Genomic DNA, 17,240 nt, shown 5'->3' with positions numbered 1-17,240 from the left:
CATTGCCGCTTGCCGTTTGTCTGCTATAGCTCGCCGATGAGATTACGCACCGATATTTTCGTCTCCGCCCTCCTGCGCCGGGTTTTTGCCAAAGGTGACTTTGCCGCTGTCGAGGCAAAGGGTGCCGACGAGGCGGGCGCCATCTTCATTCGCCAGCACTTCCGCGATGGTCTTGAGACGCTCTACGGCCCAGCGCCGCAAAGCCTCTTCGACGACGAGACGAGCGGGGAGCGCCTATTCGAGCAACGGCTGACGCGCGAAGAGCCTGATCGGGTCAGGGAAATGCTCGAGCGTGAGCGGAAGTTCGACCCGGACCTCTGGATCGTCGAGCTTGAAGCCGATGAGCTCGGGGATATCGTTCCGCTTGGCGACGGGCGCGAGAACCCTCTCTAGTCAAAGTCAGCGTGTACGGATGATGCGCCTGTCCTGGGCGGGCGGTTCCTCATGGGTGGCTTGCGCCGTTTCTGTTTTTTCGGGCAGGTAGGTATAGCTGTCGGCGCGGCGCCAGGCGTCGACGCGGGCGTTGCACTCTTCCAGATCGAGACTGTCCAGCACCATCCATGCGCGCGTGACGCCATGCTGCGGTTCCGCGAGGTGCGGGTAGAGCTTTTCGAGCACAAAGACGGCGTCGCGGAAGTCCAGGCCGAGACTGATGAGCGTGGTCGCCAGTTGCTGACCGGAGATATCGAGCATAATGCGCTCTGCAAGCCAGCGGCTTGCCGAAAGCCCGCTGGCAAGCGCCTTTGCAAAGAGCGCCGCTTCGCGATTGCGGGCAAAGCGGACGAGGAGTGCGGCCTGGATCGGCGACAGGTTACGCAGCCCGAGGCGATCGCCTTCCGGGCGGCTGACATGACGTGCCAACTCCCTGATTCTATTGCGTATCTCCTCTTCACTCGCGCGGCGCGCTGCAGCCTCGGCTTCCTCGAGGGAAGCCGGAACCGGCGGTTCGGATGGTACGATGCCGGTTTCGACCTCAGCCGGAGCTGCCAGCCGCTGTTCCGCCTGACGCAGGCCGACCAGCGCGTCGATGACCCGCGGGGAAAGCGCATCCCGGCTGACGATCGCCTTCATGTGTGCGCTGCCCTGGGTGCGCGCAATGGTGATCAAGGTCTCGTCGTCGATCGCCGGCGAGGAGGTGAGGAACGGCGCTGCAATGTCGATCGACTGGCAGCCGACGAAAAGCGCGACGGCGGGTGGAATCTGCGGGCATTGGGAAAGGGCTGCCACGGCCTGACGCTTTGCCTCGAGAGAGGAGGCCTGGAACAGCGGCGTGAAGAGTTCGGCGAATTGGCGCAGTTCGGAGCGGGTTGGCGGCTGCAATCCCTCGAAGCTGCTGACGGTCGCCATGAGAACCACGTCCTTCTTCCGGCTGGCGGATGGGGCCTCTAGGTCTCGGAACCGGTCACGCACAAGAACACACCCTGGAAACGCAAAAAGGGATGTCGCAGGACTGGACGCGAAGGGACGCCCCTTACCCCACATAGGTTATGAACAAATCCTACATGGGCAGGGTTAACGCTTGCTAAAGACTTTATTCAATTTGTACCGAAAGGCTTCACCGTATGACGACCGCGGGACGGAGTGACTAAAGCCCTTTGTGTCCGCGCAGCGCCGCCAAAAGCCTCTCGGCGCTATTGTTCCCGGACTGATAGAGGTCAAGCGCAGCGGACGCTGCCATCTGGGCTTCGGCGCTCTTGATGTCGATCCGCTTTTCCGCACACCACGCATCGAGGGCATCGCGCAGCACGTCAAGGTCCTCGGGAGAGAATGTCGAACCGATAAACAAAGACATTTTAACCCCTCCCTGTCCGCAATAAGCGGAAGACGGCGCCCCGCCGCCTGGCCACGGACCCGTGGCCGATGACACAACTTTACCGGTATTGGTGAGGATCGCAATTGATATTTTTGTGACGAGAAACCACGGAGCTGTGATGGGGCCGCCATCGCCGACACAACCTCCGTTAAGTATATGAATTAATGCTAATATCGTTGCGACATTGTCGATTGAAACTTCTTATGAGAAGTTTGAAACCAAATGGGGACTCAGCGCGTTTATAAGATGTCGTGCAAATAGCTAACGTCCAGGCATGAAATTAACGATCTGTTAACTGTCATATGTCTCAATTCGGGTATGAACGGCGATCGAGTGCTTCGGTCGTCCGGTTTCACATCACGGTATTTCAAACAGGTGCCGTGAGAAAGGCGCGAATGCCTCGGAGCCCGGTTTCGGGTTCTACAGGACGCGCTGGCTCGCATAGGCGGGCAGGGTGAGATTCCGCAGTTCATCCGTCTCGGGCCGTGCATGGAGACGAGAATGGCAATAGTCGTCGCATTGGCGGACCGTCTGTCTCAGACGCAACGCCGCAAGGGCAGGAAACCAGTCGAGGCACAGATCCTCCTTTTCACGGGCGTGCGTTACGAGCGCCTGACGGAAAGCTCGAAGCGTTCCCCGGCGCCTCGCATTTCGCGGGCAAAGAAATAGACTTATTGCTTCAATCCGAGGGGCCGGCATATTCGTCGCAGCCGGCCTCCGCGAGGAAGTTCCGCGCGGCTGCGTCGAAGCTCGCCTGGGGCGCCAATGTCCTCAACACCACATAGCCTTCCGAACGCGTACTTTCCACGAGAATGGTTTTCTGCAGGTCAGGCGGCAAAGCCTTGCGAAGCTCTGTCAACTGGATCGGCGTTCCGACCAGAATGTCGAGCGCTCCCCCCACAGACGTTCTGTCGTTCATGCTGAAGACCTCGTTCGAAGCCTCGTCATAGAGCGCGACAGACCAGAACGGCACATTGCCCTTGGCCGTCAGGCGGATTGGATTTTCCTCAATGTCGAACGAGCAGACAGCAGTGCGGACAAAAGGGTCATCGTTGGAAAGTCCCGCGGCATCGTCCGTCGACCCAAGCAGGTAGAACTTGTCGAGATCGCCCTCGGAGGCGACGCGGGTGGCGGCGTCCTTGCCGGTAAAGTGCGGCAGCGAAAGAATGATGACGAGGTGCAAGAGTGCCGCCCCGAAAAGTCCCGCGAGGATGGCAAACAGGATCCTAAGCATTGCCGCATCCGGTTTTCTGAAGCTTCGGCATCGCAAGGTCGATAACGCCGGAGCTGCCGGCTGTCGGGGTATCGAAGAGGGTCAGGACGAGTTGGAAGGTACCCGCCGCCGGCAGCGCTAGCCAGTTTCCCGGTCGGGCGTGCGCGGAAATGTCGATCGTGAAGCTGCTGTCGGGCTGCCGCAGCACCGTCCAGGAATTCAGCGCGCCGGGAAGCCCCGGTCGCAGCGAGGCAGGATTGCCGCTGTTGTCTGCGGTAAACAGCGTCCAGATGCGGGCGGGCGGCGTCTGCCCCGTGATACGGTAGCTGCAGCCGGCATTCAGCCGGTCGCCGGCGTCATCGACCTTGGCGGTAAACATCAGGCCTTCGGCGTTTCCGTAAAGCAGGCGTCCGGCACGCGCCCGGTGCGATTTCGCATAGGGGTCGGCGCTTTCGGTTTGTAGCTCGGGGAAGGCTTCCCAGGCGCCGAGCTTGATCGCGCCGAAGCCGGCCGTCGCATCCAGCGCGTAGAGCGAAATCATGATCCCGCCACCAAAGGCGATAATCAGAGTCATCGCTATGAAGAGAGGAAACCGAAACACTATGCGCCCTTGAGAAACAAATCAGTTGAAAGGGTTACCACTGATTCTAGCTAGGCGGAATGGTGCAGGGCGGTATCGGCGGCATATCCCGGCCAAAACGGATCAACGCTGGACCATTCGAAAGGCCGACTGATTGTCGATTTTCGATAGCTGGATCAGCGTCCAGACTTTTGGCATCAAGCGATTTTCAAAGATCGGCGCCCGCCGCGACGACTTTTCCGGAAGCTATCAGCGCCCGCACAGATTCGTGCACTGCCTCCAAGCTCGTGTACCGCGGTTTGTAGCCCAGGCGGTTTCGGCTCTTTTCAATTGAGTGGCACGAGCTTCGGATCACGTGCCCACGACTGCTTTCCGCATACTCGCCGAGATCGGCAAGCCATTCTTCAAAGGGCTTGTAAGCGATGCGCGGCTCCTTTCCGAACCAGCGATATGCCGTTTCCGCGTAGCCCCGCAGGGTCACCGCTTGTTCCGATACCGTGTTGAAGACTTCGCCGATTGAAGCCGACCGGTTCTCGATCGCACACATGATCCAGCGAGCCACGTCATCAGCATGGACGTGATGGACCATTTCAAGTCCGAGGTTCGGCAAGACGAGTTCATCGCCACGGGCAATCAGCGAAAAGACTTCCGGATCCGCGTTTCCGATCGGGTTGATCGGATTCCAGCCTTCGCCGACGATATGGCCAGGACGGAAACAGGTCGCGGGAAAGCCGGTGACGTGCGCCTCCCGCGTCAGCCAGGCTTCGCACTCGGCCTTGCCCCTCCCGTAGGCGTCTATCGGATTGGGCGGATCGGTCTCGGTCGAGGGGATCGCAAAAAGGCGGCCATAGACCCAGATCGAGCTACAGAACAGGTAATGGCCAACCTTTCCTCGGAGGGCCTCCACCACGTGCCGTGTACTGGATAGGTCGAACGATATCATATCGACGACGATATCAGGCCTTAGATCTGCGATCTTGGCGCCGAACCGGCCGGCTTTCTCCTCGGCCGCGCGATCGAGCGCGACGTTCTCGATCTCACCCCATGCGTAGTGGGGGCGATACGGTTTTGCTGTGCCACGGCTCACATTGACGACCTGATGGCCTCGCTCGACAAGCGCTGGCACCAGATAGCTTCCGACGTGGCCACTCCCTCCGATGATGACGATGCGTGACATGATCGGCCTCCCTCGCTCTACGAAGCAGTTGCTGCTGATGCCCTTAGTCGGCGCTCGCCACCTTTTGCGCGGCAAGCGGGGGCGCCGCCTTCAGCGCCTGGCCAAGGTCCTTGAGAATGTGCGTGGACTCGACCGAGAGCATCCGGGGGCGGACGAGGGGCGGCGGGCTGCCCTCCGCCGGCTTGGCGGCGGCGACCGTTTTTGCCGTCTTGTCGGGCGGCAGCGGCTGCGTGCCGGGGATCTGTCGAAGCGTGATGCCCTGGTGCGCATAGTCCATGGCACGCTTGAAGGTCATGGCCGGCAGCGAGCCGCCGGTCATCTCGTTGGTCGAGGTATAGTCGTCGTTGCCAAACCAGACGGCGCACGTGTAGTTGCCGGTGTAGCCGATGAACCAGGCGTCGCGGTACGCCTGCGTCGTGCCCGTCTTGCCGGCTGTCAGAATGCCGTTGTCGAGCGCTGCCTTTCGCGCCGTTCCGACATAGGGGACGCGGGACAGCATCTGGTTCATGTAGGTGTCGGCCTTCTCGGAGAGCACGCGCTTGGCGGGCGGCTCGTCACGGTCGAAGTCGTAGAGGACGTCGCCGCCGTAATCGAGGACCTGCGTGATGCCGTGACGGCGCGACTGGTAGCCACCTGCCGGGAAGACGGCATAGGCGGTCGCCTGGTCGAGCACCGTCACCTCGGAGGTGCCGATCGGGATCGTCACGTCGTCGCGCACGGGCGACTCGACGCCGAGGTTCTTCGCCATGGCCCGGATCGGCTGGATGCCGAGCTTTTCCTTGGCAAGGCGCACTGGAATGGTGTTGATCGACTGGGCGATGGCAGTCGCAATGGTGACGCGGCCGGCGTACTTATTGGCGTAGTTGCGAGGGGCCCAGTTGCCCCAGTAGATCGGCGCGTCGACGACGATGGTATCGGGCGTCATGCCGCTCTCCATCGCCACCGAATAGGTGTAGACCTTGAAGGATGAACCCGGCTGCCGCAGCGCCTTGGTGGCACGGTTGAACTGGCTTTCGCCGTAATCCCGGCCGCCGACCATGGCCCGCACCGCGCCGCCGTTTTCGATCACCACCATCGCGCCCTGTTTGGCGTGATAGCGCTCGCCATATTCGCGCAGCGACGTTTCCACTGAATCGTCGGCCGCGCTCTGCAGCCCCATGTCGATCGTGGTCCTGACGACGAGCGAATGCTGGGGGAAGCGCGGCGAGAGGCGCATGACCTCGTCAAAAGCCCAGTCGAGGAAGAAATCGGGTGATTCCACCTGGTTGCGGTCGACGACCGTCGCCGGATTACGCCGGGCGGCGATCACCTGGCCCTCGGTCATCAGGCCGCTTTGCACAAGGTTGGTCAGCACCTCGTTGGCGCGACCGCGCGCCGCCGGCAGGTTGACGTGCGGCGCATATTTCGCCGGCGCCTTGAACAGGCCGGCGAGCATTGCGGATTCAGCCAGATTGACGTCGGTGATGCTCTTGCCGAAGTAGAACTGCGCCGCTGCGGCAGCGCCGAAGGTGCCACCGCCCATGTAGGCGCGGTCGAGATAGGTGGAGAGGATTTCCTTCTTGGAGAGGTTGGCTTCGAGCCACAGCGCCAGGAAGGCTTCCGTAATTTTTCGGTCGATCGAGCGTTCGTTGGAAAGGAACAGGTTCTTGGCGAGCTGCTGCGTCAATGTCGAGCCGCCCTGTACAACTTCGCCGGCCTGGGCGTTGGTAACAAGCGCGCGGAAGAGACCGATGACGTCGATGCCGAAGTGATCGAAGAAGCGCCGGTCCTCGGTCGCAAGCACTGATTTGATCAGCGCGTCGGGCAGTTCGTCGATAGGCACGGAGTTCTGGTGGATGACGCCGCGATGGCCGATGACGTTGCCATAGCGATCCAGGAAGGTGACGGCGTAGTCGCCGCGATTGCGCCAATCTTCCTTGGTAGCTTCAAAGGCAGGCTGGGCGAGGGCGAGCATCAGGACGGCGCCGACGGAACCCCATGTCAGGCCTTCGCCGGCCAGTTCGAAGAAAATGCGCTTCCAGCCGCGAACGCGGAAGCGGCGGAAGAAGATGGTGATGTCTTCCCAGATTTCGGCCGAGCGAAAACCGGCATTCCAGATGGTCGAATCGATCCACGAGTCGATCTTCAAAAGCAGGTGGCGTTGCTTGCGCGGCCGTTTTTCTGGATTGTCCGGATCCGTCACGTCTTATATTCCCGCCCGATCAGTCACTTCGACGTCGGAGGAACCTGACGCCGGACTATGGCAAATCTGCCGACAGTGCCCCGGAGTAACCGGAGCTTGGTGAATCATTGGTTGATTTGGCTGACAAGAACAAGAGAAATGGAAGCTCTCACGCGATTTTGCGCGGAGCTGTTGCAAGAACGGAATGATGGAAGAAGTACCCTTCTGGAAGACGAAGACGCTCGCCGAGATGACGACGACCGAATGGGAGAGCGTATGCGACGGCTGCGGCCTCTGTTGTCTCAACAAGCTCGAGGAGTGGGATAGCGGCGACATCTACTTCACCTCGATCCGCTGCAAGCTGCTCGACGACCACAGCTGTCGCTGTTCCTCCTACGAGAACCGCTGGGATTTCGTGCCCGATTGCGTCCAGCTCTCCAAGGAAAACGTCGACGAGATCGCTTGGCTGCCGCCGACCTGCGGCTACCGGCTGATCAACGAGGGGCGCGATCTTTACTGGTGGCATCCCCTGGTTTCTGGCGATCCCGAGACTGTGCATGCCGCCGGCATTTCGGCGCGCGGCCGGACGATCGACGAAACCGAGGTCAAGGTCGACGACTTTGAGGATTATGTGGTGGATTGGCCGCTGACAGTGGGCGACGAGGCGCAGGCCCAGCAGCCGGAGGCGGCTAAGTAGTCGCTGGCTGAGCGACCGTCTCAAGGAATTCTCTCAGCTCAGCGCGAACATAGTCTTCGATCGAGCCTTGCGGCTCGAAGCCCCACCAGAGCAGGCAGCCCTGCCACTGCGACAGAATCAGCCGTCCGAGCGGCGTTTTGCCTTGGGCGCCGAGGGATCGGTCGAGCGCTGCCGCCAGTGTCTTTCCCCAGGCAGCCCCACGAGCACGCAAGGCCGGGTCGCGCAGATCTTCCCGCAGTACCAGCAGGCCTTCAGCGTAGGACGCGGCATCGTCGCCGTAATCCCTGGAAAGGCCGGCGAGCAAGTTGATGGCGCCTTCGGGTGTCTCGGGAAGAGACTGGATCTGCCGGGTCGTCTCCATGTCCAGCCGGTCCCAGGCGCGCAGCAGGCAGGCCCGCAGCATTGCAGCCTTGGTGCCGAAGCGCTGTACCAGCGTCGAGCCGGAAAGGCCGCTGATCTTCGCCACCGCGCCGAAGCTTGCCGCGTCAGGACCTTCCGAATGGACGAGGCCGAGCACCATGTCGAGAAGCTGTTCGTCGGAAAGCGTACGGGGTCGCGGCATGAAAATTCCTCTTGTGTTCGCGACGAATATGAACGAACGTTCGTTTATATTCAAGTGCAATGGCGAACACCCATTGCGCCTGGTCCAGCGTGGAGGACAAGCACGTGACAGCAGCGCTTTCAGGAAAGATCGCCCTTGTGGCCGGAGGCACGCGCGGCGCAGGTCGCGGGATCGCCTTGGAACTCGGGGCCGCCGGGGCAACGGTCTACGTTACCGGCCGCACGACGCGGGAGAAGCAATCGGAGTATGGCCGCCCGGAGACGATCGAGGAGACCGCCGAGATGGTAACCGCTGCGGGCGGCGAGGGGATCGCGGTTCGCGTCGATCATACCATGCCTTCGGAAGTCGAGGTGCTGGTCGAAAGGATCCGCCGCGAACAGGGCCGGCTCGATATCCTGGTCAACGATATCTGGGGCGGCGAACATCTGACGGAATGGAACAAGCCGGTCTGGGAGCACTCGCTCGACAAGGGGCTGCACATGCTGCGGCTGGCGATCGACACCCATCTGATCACCGCGCATTTCGCGCTGGCGCTGATGGTCGAGCACCCCGGCGGGCTGCTGGTCGAACTGACCGACGGCACGGCCGAATACAACGCCACGCATTACCGCCTCTGCCCATATTACGACCTCGTCAAGACGGGCGCCATCCGCATGGCCTGGGCGCATGCCAAGGATCTTGCGCCGCATGACGCGACGGCTGTGGCGCTGACGCCCGGCTGGATGCGCTCGGAAATGATGCTCGATATCTTCAATGTGCGAGAGGAGAACTGGCGCGACGCGACGTCCGTGCAGCCGCATTTCATCATCTCCGAGACACCGCGCTTCACGGGCCGGGCGGTGGCAGCCGTTGCCGCCGATCCAGAACGCGTCCGCTGGAGCGGCCAGTCGCTGTCGAGCGGCGGGCTCGCCAAGATCTACGGCTTTGACGATGTGGACGGCTCGCGGCCGGACTGCTGGCGGTACATGGACGAGGTCATGGACGCAGGCAAAGCCGCCGACGCTACCGGCTATCGTTGATTCGATCTAGCCGGATGGAATGACAACGAATTGTCTTTGCAGGGTTTTTGGCGCGGCGTTCTGCCATGACTTGCGCACGAGGCCATGCACGAGTTCGTCGCTCGCCTTGCCGTAGAAAAGCCGGGTCGAGCCGCGCAGTCCCCAGCCGCCCGGCACCGCGGCCGTGTCGTCGGGCGCCACCGCCAGCGTCATGTGTTGCTGGTCGGGCGTCAGGCGGACGACGCAATAGTCTTGTTCCGGCACCGTCAGGAATATCTTGCTGCGCACGCGAAAATCGCGCGTGCCATGATGCGCGCTCTCGACCGCCTCCGGCAGGCTGAGCGCAAAGGAAATGAGCTCTTCCTGGTTCATGGCGATAAAATTAGCACATGCTGATGGATGTGGACCAATCAGAAAAACTCAAGCAGTCCGGTGGCTTTGGAAAATTTTCACTTGATAGGAAAATAATCCTTTACGGCGTGACGGTCGTTTGATAGGGTTATGGCATAGTCGGAAAGTTGCGGGCGCGGCGGAGTGCCGAGGCAAAGCTTTTCGGATCTGAAAGCCGGGCGTTCGACCCGGCTTTTGTGTTTCTGGCCGCCATCGATGCTGAAAAGCATCGACGAGAGCCTGCCGGTCTCGACCGTGCGCGCGACGCGCGGTAAGTACCTCAGGGCCGAACCGGTTGCCGCACTCTACGAACAGGGGCGCGTTGCCCATGCCGGGCGCTTCGTCGCGCTGGAAGACCAGATGTGCGACTTCGGCCCGGACGGGCTTTCATCCGGCCGTTCGCCCGACCGGCTGGATGCGCTGGTCTGGGCGCTGACGGCACCGATGCTGGAGGGATACGGAGAACGCCGGGTGAGGGGTGTCTGAGGACTAGCGTTGAGGTTGCTGTTGTGCTGGGCGTGGCGACTGCGGCTCCGGGCGAACTTGACGCCACTCGTTTTCGAGCTGGTCGACGACATGCTGGGGAATGGTCGGCTGATTGCTGTTGGCCGGCTGCTGCATGCTCTCCTCCGAGGCTGGATTTAACGGTGAGTTAATCACTGGCACGGCTTAAACTACGTGTAAATCAGGCGCTTAAACACTTTAAACGATTGAATTAATTTTAATCGATTGAGACGTAGAACGCCGTACCACTTTTTGAGGCTGGTATTATGGTTATCCACATCGACAGGCCCTTCTTTTTCAACACTGTGCGCCATGCGCTCTTTAAGGGAGCGCTTAATCAGCCGCAGGTGGAGGGCATGACCGCGATTCTCGATTTCTGGGAAGCGCGAATGGCTGAGGCCGATCCGCGCTGGCTCGCCTACATCATGGCGACCGCCTACCACGAGACGGCCTATACGATGCAGCCGGTGCGCGAGACGCTGGCGACGACCGACGCAAGGGCGATTGAGATCCTGGAAAATGCCTATGCGTCAGGCAAGCTCTCCTGGGTGAAGACGCCTTACTGGCGGCCAGACGAGGACGGCAAGTGCTGGCTCGGCCGCGGCCTGGTGCAGCTCACCCACAAGCGCAATTACGAGGCGATGAGCTTGCTGACCGGCATTGATCTCGTGGCCGAGCCCGACCGGGCGATGGAGATGGACGCCGCCGTTTCGATCCTGATCGAAGGTATGGTCCAGGGCTCTTTCGCCACTCATAAGCTCGCCGACCACCTGAACGAGACGACGGAGGACTGGGTCAATGCGCGCCGCATCGTCAACGGTACGGACCGGGCGGAAAAGCTCGCCGGCTACGGCAAGACCTTCCTTGCGGCCATCCGTCGCGAACGGCCGGCAGGTGCGCTTGCGCGGTTGAAGGCCTGGCTCCTGCGTGCTATCGCGCGGGTCTTCGGCTAGACGCTCACAGGAGTTCCGCGTGATCCGCCACATCGTCTTCTTCACAGCGCCCGCGGACCAACTGGAAAAGGTGCGCGCCGGCCTGTCGATCCTGACGGCGATCCCGCACGCCCGCCTGCTGGAGATCGGCACCAACATCAAGACCGACCAGCTAGGCACCGATGTCGACCTCGTTGTCTACGGCGAATTCGAGGACGAAGCTGCTCTTGCCGCCTACAAGGCGCATCCAGACTACCAGCGCTCCATCGACCTCGTGCGCCCGATCCGCGAAATGCGGATGGCGGCGGATTACGAGAGCAACACGGCGGTGAAGCGGCCGCTGCGCTGATGCTGCAGCCTGCCCTCCAATGCGCCAGTTAGGGATGCGGTTGGACGGCAGGCCTAGCCGAGAGCGCTCTGCGCGGCGCAGATCCTGTCGACCAGAGCATCGAGTTCACCCTTCGGTGGACGATTTTTGGCGAGGCGCTGCTTCAGGTGCATGATGGGCTCGGCGAGGATCTCATCCAGGCTTTCAGCACAGGTGAAGTCACCTGCAACCTGCTTGACCTTCGAATTGTCGAAGATCGCAGTCCAGGCCTTGTCGCCGATCAAGGGACCTTCCCAGGCCGGATTATACTTGATCAGGGTGTCGGTCGGCACGTGAACGATCTTGGCCTCGACGCCGAGCAATCTGCCGATCGCCCTTTGGATATCGTTCCAGATATGCGCGCGGTCGGAGGTGATGTGGAAAACATCGCGAAGCGCCGCCTTCTTGCCGAAAAGCCTGACGAAAGGCACTGCGAAATCGACCGAGCGGGTCAGTGTCCAGGGCGTGTGGCCGTCGCCTGCCACGATGGTGGGCTCGCCGTCCAGCATGCGCCTTGCCATGATGTCGCTATCGCCCAACATCATCGGCACACCGGTGCGTACCGTGTGGCTGGGGCGGACGATCGTCCAGGCCAGGTTCTCGGATTTCTTGAGCAGTTCCTCGCAGGCAATCTTGGCCTGGCTGTAGGGCCAGTACGGATTGATCGCCGGTGTCTTCTCGGTAATCACATAGTGACGTGGCGGCTTCTCATAGACCGAGGCCGAGGAGATGAAAATGTACTGACCGCATTGCCCCGTAAACACCTCGATGTCGCGCGTAATCTGGTCGGGCGTGAAGGCGATGAACTGGCATACGACGTCAAAGTTGGCCCTGGCGAGATCCGCGTAGGCGGTCGATCCAAGTTCACCCACGATCGAGGTCACGCCTGCAGGCAAAGGGTCTTGTCTCAGGCCGCGGTTGAAAACGCTGACATCATGACCCTCGGCAACGGCGCGCTCGACGCATGGGTAAGAGATTTGGCCGGTGCCGCCAATGAAAAGGACTTTCAAAGCCATCTGGAAACCTCGGTATCTGACAGGCGGGATCTAGGGTCCCCTTCATAGCGTGAAAGGACCCGGGCGTCTCGCGTTAATCTGGCTAGGCTATGGCGCCCCCAGACGGCAAGCAGGGAGGCCTGCATCTCCCGTCCCACTCTGACAAGCCATCGATAATGTGATGGGGAAAGCGGTATTGAATTTCTTCACGAATGTATGAGACGCATGCTATCTCAGCTGGGCTAGGAGCGATGCTGCATGGTGGTTGTGAGGGCTTTCGGGACGTCGTGCTTGGACCCGAAAAAGCGGGAAATCGAGCGTCTCGCGGCGCTGGAGCAGCTTGACCTCCTCGATACCCCGAAGGACGAAGGTTTCGAGCGCATCGTGCGGCTGATCAAGGAGATCTTCGCGGTCGAGATCGGCCTTGTGTCCCTCATCGACGCGCATCGGCAATGGTACAAGGCATGTTCTGGGCTGGCGGCGGACGAGGTTCCGCTCGAAGATACGTTCTGCCGTTACGTGGTCGACCATGAGGAACCAATTTTCGTACAGGATGCGACCCGCGATCCGCGGTTCGCGCACAACCCGGCCGTAACGGGAGAAAGCCACGTGCGGTTTTACGCCGGGGTGCCTTTGAAAACCAAGAGTGGCCACGTTATCGGAACGGTATGTGCGATCGATCGCCGCCCCAGATCGTTCGGGTCCAGGGATCTTTCTGTTCTCCACGAACTGGCGGGCGTGGCGATGGACCGGATCGAGCTGCTGCAGTCGGCCGCGACCGATAGCCTGACGGGCACGCTTACCCGCCGTGCCTTCCGGCAGGAGGCCGATCAACTTCTGTCGCTTGCCCTGAGACACCAGCATGACCTGTCCTGCATTGTTCTGGACATCGACCGCTTCAAGAGCGTCAACGACACCCATGGCCACGCCGCGGGGGATCAGGTGCTCCATGCGGTCACCGAAACCTGCAAGGCGAGCCTGCGGGCGGGAGATCTGTTCGGCCGGCTCGGGGGAGAGGAATTTGCCATTCTCCTTCCGCATATCAATCGCGAAGAGGCGTTCGCGGTCGCCGAAAAGGTAAGGATGGCGATCGCGTCCCGGCCGATCCGAGGAGCTTTCGGCGACTTGAACGTGACAGCAAGTTTCGGCATTTCGGCGCTTTCGATCATCACCAGGGATATCGAGACGCTGTTGGCTCAGGCCGATGCCGCAATGTACCACGCCAAGCACAACGGTCGAAACCGATGCGTGTCGTGGAACTCTATCGGCGCTGATGGTCCGACTGGTTCGCGCCGTCGCGTCCTGAAAGCGGGGTCCATCATGTTCAACGACCGCCGCTCGACGATCGACTGCACCATACGCTCGCTCGGTACCGACAGCGCCGGGCTCTCCGTCTCCAATTCCGCTGGCATACCTGCGGAATTCGTCCTGATCATCAAGGGCGAGGGTTTCGAGACCAAGTGCCGGATCGTGGCGCAGGACCGGCAAACCATAGAAGTCGCCTTCAAGGCCTGATCGGGCTCCACCTGCGATTGGCTGTCGCCACGCCGCAGGCTTGAGAGTCCGCCTAACTCCGGGATACCAACCATGAGATTGAGATCATTGCTGCCGTGGAGCTCCGCGGCGGGTCGCAGGACCGTGCCCGAGAAGAAGGCCGCAGGTGGCTTCATGTCGCTTGCCGCAGGGGGGCGGGCGAGTTGGACGGGGCGCTCCTCTGCGGCACTGTCGCGCGAGGGCTTCATGAAGAACCCGGTCGCACACCGCAGTGTCAGGCTAGTGGCGGAAGCCGCAGCCTCGGTGCCGTGGCTGCTCTACGAGGGCGATCATGAGCGGCCGGATCATGCCATCCTCTCGCTGCTCGGCCAGCCAAACGGACGCATGGGTCGCCGATTTCTTCGAGGCGCTCTATGGGCACCTGCTGCTGTCGGGCAATGCCTATGTCGAGCCGCTGATGGTCGGCGGAAATGTGCGTGAGCTGCACCTGCTGCGGCCTGATCGCATCGGTATCGTCGAGGGCAGGGATGGGTGGCCCGAGGCTTACGACTATCGCGCCGGCGGTTCCGTGCGCCGCTTTCCGGCGGAGACGGAGGGGCTGGGGCTAATGCATCTGAAGCTCTTCCATCCACTCGACATCATCTCGGTTTCCCGCCGCTTGCGGCCGCCCAGGTGGCGCTCGATCTCTCCAATGCGGCGGCGACCTTTAACAAGGCGCTGCTCGACAATTCGGCCCGCCCGTCAGGCGCGCTGGTCTACCAGCCGAAGGAGGGCGGCAATCTCTCGCCCGACCAGTACGAGCGGCTGAAACAGGAACTCGACGAAGGCTATTCCGGCCCGATGCGCGCCGGACGCCCGCTACTCCTCGAGGGCGGGCTCGACTGGAAGTCGATGGGGCTGTCGCCGAAGGACATGGATTTCGTCGAGGCGCGCTGCCCGCGACATCGCGCTTGCCTTCGGCGTGCCGCCGATGCTGCTCGGCATTCCCGGCGACAACACCTATGCCTATTACCAGGAGGCGAACCGCGCCTTCTATCGGCTGACCGTGCTGCCGATGCTGACCCGCACCGCGGCCTCGCTTTCCGCCTGGCTCTCCGGACATTACGAAGACCGCCTGCGGCTTGAGTCCGATCTCGACAAGGTGGCCGGGCTTGCGGCGGAACGCGATCAACTATGGACAAGGTTGGGAAGCGCGGCGTTCTTCACGGACGAGGAGAAGCGCCAGGCGGTGGGGTATTGAAAGCCTGCGCCGGCGCATGAATCAAACTCTGAGCGCCTGGACTCAATGTTCGAGCAAACGCACCCAAGCGATTCAAAAGATTCGCTGAAGTGCGAGGACGGCACCCCGAATACGGCGGCGCGAAGTCGTGACCGCCGGTCGGCTGCCGTTCTTCGCCAACCAAGGATCCCTGCGATGACAGACCTTTCCAACGATGCCGGGCTCTGGGCGACCAGGGCGCTCGGCGCGTCGGCGGGGGCAGCGGTGTCGCTCGTCTATCTCCTGCCGAAAAGCCGACGGGAGGCTGCGAGCCGTTTCTTCACCGGCCTTGCCTGCGGGACGATCTTCGGCGGCCCGACGGGTATCTGGATTGCCGAAAGGCTGGCGCTGGCGGATCGCCTCTCGGCCTCTGAGGTCGTGCTGTCGGGTCGGCGGCGGCAGGCATCTGTGCCTGGTGGGGTCTCGGCATCCTGTCGCGCCTCGCCGGACGATACGGCGCGCGGGCGCTAGCCGGAATAACAGTTTACAACGAGGAGAATATCATGACCGCAAGCCGCGCGCTGGTGCGATCACCCATGGGCGCGGATACGCGCAAGTTCGCCAATCTGGAGCTGAGGGGGCTAAAGCGCGACGGCAGCTTCTCCGGCTATGCCAGCGTCTTTGGCGAAGTCGATCTCGGCAAGGATGCCATCGAGCGCGGCGCCTTCCGCAAGTCGCTGGCTGAACGCGGGGCGTGCGGCGTGCGCATGCTCTTCCAGCATGACCCTGCAGAGCCGATCGGCGCCTGGAAGACCATCCGCGAGGATAGCCGCGGTCTCTTTGTCGAGGGCATGCTTGCCGAGGGTGTGGCCCGGGCGCGCGAGGTGCACCAAAGGCGGCTTCGCTCGTCGGCTTCCCTGTTGTCGAGGCCGAGGACATGCCCGATATCGCGGCCAACGCGCTGTCGATCGCCTTCGGGGACTTCCGCGCCGGCTATCTCGTCGTCGACCGCACCGGCGTGCGTGCTGCGCGATCCCTATTCCGCCAGGCCTTACGTGCTCTTCTACACAACCAAGCGAGTCGGCGGCGGAGTGCAGAATTTCGAGGCGATCAAGCTCATCAAGTTCGCCGTGAGTTGATCGGGGCAAGGCGGGTGCGGCCACTATCCGTATCCGCCTGCCGAATATGCCTGCATCAAACCAATCCAAGATCGTCCATGACTTTTGCACTGATTACCCCACCTTGCGGAAGTGAAGGCCCATCTGCCGCTTGATGACGGCAGCGAAGATGCGCTGCTGGCCTCGCTGATCAGCGTCGCCCGCGAGCATCCGAAGCGCACGACGGGCCTCTGCCTGATCACCCAGGTCTGGCGCCTCCATCTTGAATCGTTACCTGAAGATCGCGTGATTCAGATTGCCAAGGGACCGGTGCAAGCGGTTGAAAGCCTGAGTATTTACGATGAGGTGGGCGAGGAAGTGGTCTTGCCCGCGGCCGGCCATGTGCTTGACGGTACTGCCCGGCCGGCGCGTCTGTGCTGGCTCGAAACTTGAACCCTGCCATTGCCGCAAGCGGCATCGAGATCGATTTTTCCGCCGGCTTCGGCGAGAGCGGTGCCGAGGTGCCCGACACACTGAAGCGGGCGCTGCTGTGCATGTCGCCCAGATGTTCGCCTTCAGGGGCGCCGTCGCCGTCGAGGACCAGCCAGCAGACGTACCCGCTGGTTACGACCGATTGGTGGCGCCGTTCCTGATGCGGAGGCTCTGATGCGATCCGTCTTCTTCGATCCCGGCCAGATGACCGCGCGCTCGACCTGGAGGCGCCGGAAGAAGCGCCGGACGGGCAGGGTGGCGCGACCGTCACCTTTGCCGCAATTGCTTCCATGTGGGCGCGGATCGAGCCGGTGAGCGAAGTGCGCGAGGAGCGGGCGGGCGCGGATGTTTTCACGCTGACCCACCGTATCTGGCTGCGGTTCCGCAGCGACATCAGGGCCGGGATGCGGCTGCGCAAGGGCGATCGGCTGTTTGCCATCGGCACCTGGCGCGATCCGGATGAGACCGGCCGCTACCTCTGCTGCCTCTGCGAGGAAGAGTTACGATGAGCACTGCCCTTTCGATCACGCTCCGCGATCTGGCGGCGATCCTGGCGCGGCTAGCTAGAGA

Annotated in this window: 16 protein-coding genes and 7 pseudogenes; 14 read left to right on the top strand and 9 right to left on the bottom strand. The window is 61.9% G+C overall.

All coding sequences use genetic code 11. The features are described from left to right. Positions 1-36 precede the first annotated feature (36 nt). On the top strand, positions 37-393 hold the full coding sequence (locus IB244_RS11270) for a DUF1491 family protein (RefSeq protein WP_026372176.1): 357 nt from the start codon (positions 37-39) through the stop codon (positions 391-393). A 6-nt stretch (positions 394-399) separates the two neighbouring features. On the opposite strand, the gene IB244_RS11265 is transcribed toward IB244_RS11270, so the two are convergent. Continuing rightward, a complete protein-coding gene (locus IB244_RS11265; RefSeq protein ID WP_169682838.1) occupies positions 400-1,410 on the bottom strand; it encodes a DUF2336 domain-containing protein in 1,011 nt (336 codons plus the stop codon). A gap of 175 nt (positions 1,411-1,585) precedes the next feature. Continuing rightward, positions 1,586-1,792, bottom strand: coding sequence for a hypothetical protein (locus IB244_RS11260; RefSeq protein WP_113164334.1), 207 nt, complete (start codon positions 1,790-1,792; stop codon positions 1,586-1,588). Positions 1,793-2,314: 522 nt separating this feature from the next. Between IB244_RS11260 and IB244_RS11255 the strand changes: the two genes are divergently transcribed. Continuing rightward, positions 2,315-2,482 (top strand): hypothetical protein, encoded by a 168-nt coding sequence (locus tag IB244_RS11255; protein WP_018860035.1) that lies wholly within the window; start codon positions 2,315-2,317, stop codon positions 2,480-2,482. A 10-nt stretch (positions 2,483-2,492) separates the two neighbouring features. Here IB244_RS11255 and IB244_RS11250 read toward each other — a convergent pair whose 3' ends face one another. The 4 genes from IB244_RS11250 to IB244_RS11235 form a co-directional block, all read right to left on the bottom strand. Continuing rightward, on the bottom strand, positions 2,493-3,047 hold the full coding sequence (locus IB244_RS11250; protein WP_018860036.1) for a membrane protein: 555 nt from the start codon (positions 3,045-3,047) through the stop codon (positions 2,493-2,495). Beyond that, on the bottom strand, positions 3,040-3,627 hold the full coding sequence (locus tag IB244_RS11245) for a DUF1214 domain-containing protein (protein ID WP_025661024.1): 588 nt from the start codon (positions 3,625-3,627) through the stop codon (positions 3,040-3,042). The genes IB244_RS11250 and IB244_RS11245 overlap by 8 nt, the downstream gene beginning before the upstream one ends. A 187-nt stretch (positions 3,628-3,814) precedes the next feature. Continuing rightward, positions 3,815-4,783 (bottom strand): NAD-dependent epimerase/dehydratase family protein, encoded by a 969-nt coding sequence (locus IB244_RS11240; protein ID WP_169682834.1) that lies wholly within the window; start codon positions 4,781-4,783, stop codon positions 3,815-3,817. 43 nt (positions 4,784-4,826) lie between these two features. After that, positions 4,827-6,965 (bottom strand): transglycosylase domain-containing protein, encoded by a 2,139-nt coding sequence (locus tag IB244_RS11235; protein WP_192304230.1) that lies wholly within the window; start codon positions 6,963-6,965, stop codon positions 4,827-4,829. A gap of 187 nt (positions 6,966-7,152) precedes the next feature. Here IB244_RS11235 and IB244_RS11230 point away from each other — a divergent pair, with 187 nt between their 5' ends. After that, the gene (locus IB244_RS11230; protein WP_169682928.1) at positions 7,153-7,641 is read left to right on the top strand and encodes a YcgN family cysteine cluster protein; all 489 of its coding nucleotides are present in this window, start codon (positions 7,153-7,155) and stop codon (positions 7,639-7,641) included. On the opposite strand, the gene IB244_RS11225 is transcribed toward IB244_RS11230, so the two are convergent. Next, on the bottom strand, positions 7,634-8,203 hold the full coding sequence (locus IB244_RS11225; RefSeq protein WP_113471199.1) for a TetR family transcriptional regulator: 570 nt from the start codon (positions 8,201-8,203) through the stop codon (positions 7,634-7,636). The two genes, IB244_RS11230 and IB244_RS11225, sit on opposite strands and share 8 nt — an antisense overlap. Before the next feature lie 104 nt (positions 8,204-8,307). Between IB244_RS11225 and IB244_RS11220 the strand changes: the two genes are divergently transcribed. After that, positions 8,308-9,222, top strand: a complete 915-nt coding sequence (locus IB244_RS11220) for an SDR family oxidoreductase (protein WP_113471203.1) — start codon at positions 8,308-8,310, stop codon at positions 9,220-9,222. Between the two features lie 6 nt (positions 9,223-9,228). On the opposite strand, the gene IB244_RS11215 is transcribed toward IB244_RS11220, so the two are convergent. Continuing rightward, positions 9,229-9,573, bottom strand: a complete 345-nt coding sequence (locus IB244_RS11215) for an MmcQ/YjbR family DNA-binding protein (protein ID WP_018860044.1) — start codon at positions 9,571-9,573, stop codon at positions 9,229-9,231. A 231-nt stretch (positions 9,574-9,804) separates the two neighbouring features. Here IB244_RS11215 and IB244_RS11210 point away from each other — a divergent pair. The 3 genes and pseudogenes from IB244_RS11210 to IB244_RS11200 all read left to right on the top strand — a co-directional run. Continuing rightward, positions 9,805-10,077 (top strand): annotated as a pseudogene (locus tag IB244_RS11210) (DNA-packaging protein); the annotation flags it as partial. A gap of 284 nt (positions 10,078-10,361) precedes the next feature. Beyond that, positions 10,362-11,048, top strand: coding sequence for a hypothetical protein (locus IB244_RS11205; protein ID WP_192241193.1), 687 nt, complete (start codon positions 10,362-10,364; stop codon positions 11,046-11,048). Between the two features lie 19 nt (positions 11,049-11,067). Beyond that, a complete protein-coding gene (locus IB244_RS11200) occupies positions 11,068-11,376 on the top strand; it encodes a Dabb family protein (protein WP_018860049.1) in 309 nt (102 codons plus the stop codon). 53 nt (positions 11,377-11,429) lie between these two features. Here IB244_RS11200 and IB244_RS11195 read toward each other — a convergent pair whose 3' ends face one another. Continuing rightward, on the bottom strand, positions 11,430-12,410 hold the full coding sequence (locus tag IB244_RS11195) for an SDR family oxidoreductase (protein WP_113471197.1): 981 nt from the start codon (positions 12,408-12,410) through the stop codon (positions 11,430-11,432). Positions 12,411-12,647: 237 nt separating this feature from the next. On the opposite strand from IB244_RS11195, the gene IB244_RS11190 reads away from it, so the two are divergent. The 7 genes and pseudogenes from IB244_RS11190 to IB244_RS11160 all read left to right on the top strand — a co-directional run bounded on the left by IB244_RS11190 (position 12,648) and on the right by IB244_RS11160 (position 17,179). Further along, complete coding sequence (locus tag IB244_RS11190; protein WP_113471196.1) at positions 12,648-13,904, top strand: sensor domain-containing diguanylate cyclase; 1,257 nt, start codon at positions 12,648-12,650, stop codon at positions 13,902-13,904. 72 nt (positions 13,905-13,976) lie between these two features. Then, positions 13,977-15,123: pseudogene (locus tag IB244_RS11185) on the top strand (phage portal protein). A gap of 174 nt (positions 15,124-15,297) precedes the next feature. Next, positions 15,298-15,614: pseudogene (locus IB244_RS11180) on the top strand (DUF6107 family protein); the annotation flags it as partial. Positions 15,615-15,644: 30 nt separating this feature from the next. After that, a pseudogene (locus IB244_RS11175) lies at positions 15,645-15,971 on the top strand (HK97 family phage prohead protease); the annotation flags it as partial. Then, positions 15,953-16,220, top strand: a pseudogene (locus IB244_RS32900) (phage major capsid protein); the annotation flags it as partial. The pseudogenes IB244_RS11175 and IB244_RS32900, both read left to right, overlap by 19 nt. A 111-nt stretch (positions 16,221-16,331) precedes the next feature. Then, a pseudogene (locus IB244_RS33075) lies at positions 16,332-16,845 on the top strand (hypothetical protein). Further along, a pseudogene (locus IB244_RS11160) lies at positions 16,845-17,179 on the top strand (phage head closure protein). Before IB244_RS33075 ends, IB244_RS11160 begins: the two co-directional pseudogenes overlap by 1 nt. Positions 17,180-17,240: the final 61 nt, after the last annotated feature.

This window comes from Rhizobium sp. RHZ02, from assembly GCF_014851575.1.
Classification (GTDB): domain Bacteria; phylum Pseudomonadota; class Alphaproteobacteria; order Rhizobiales; family Rhizobiaceae; genus Rhizobium; species Rhizobium altiplani.
Note: the sequence above shows the minus strand (reverse complement) of the source record. Positions and strands in the feature narration are given on the sequence as shown.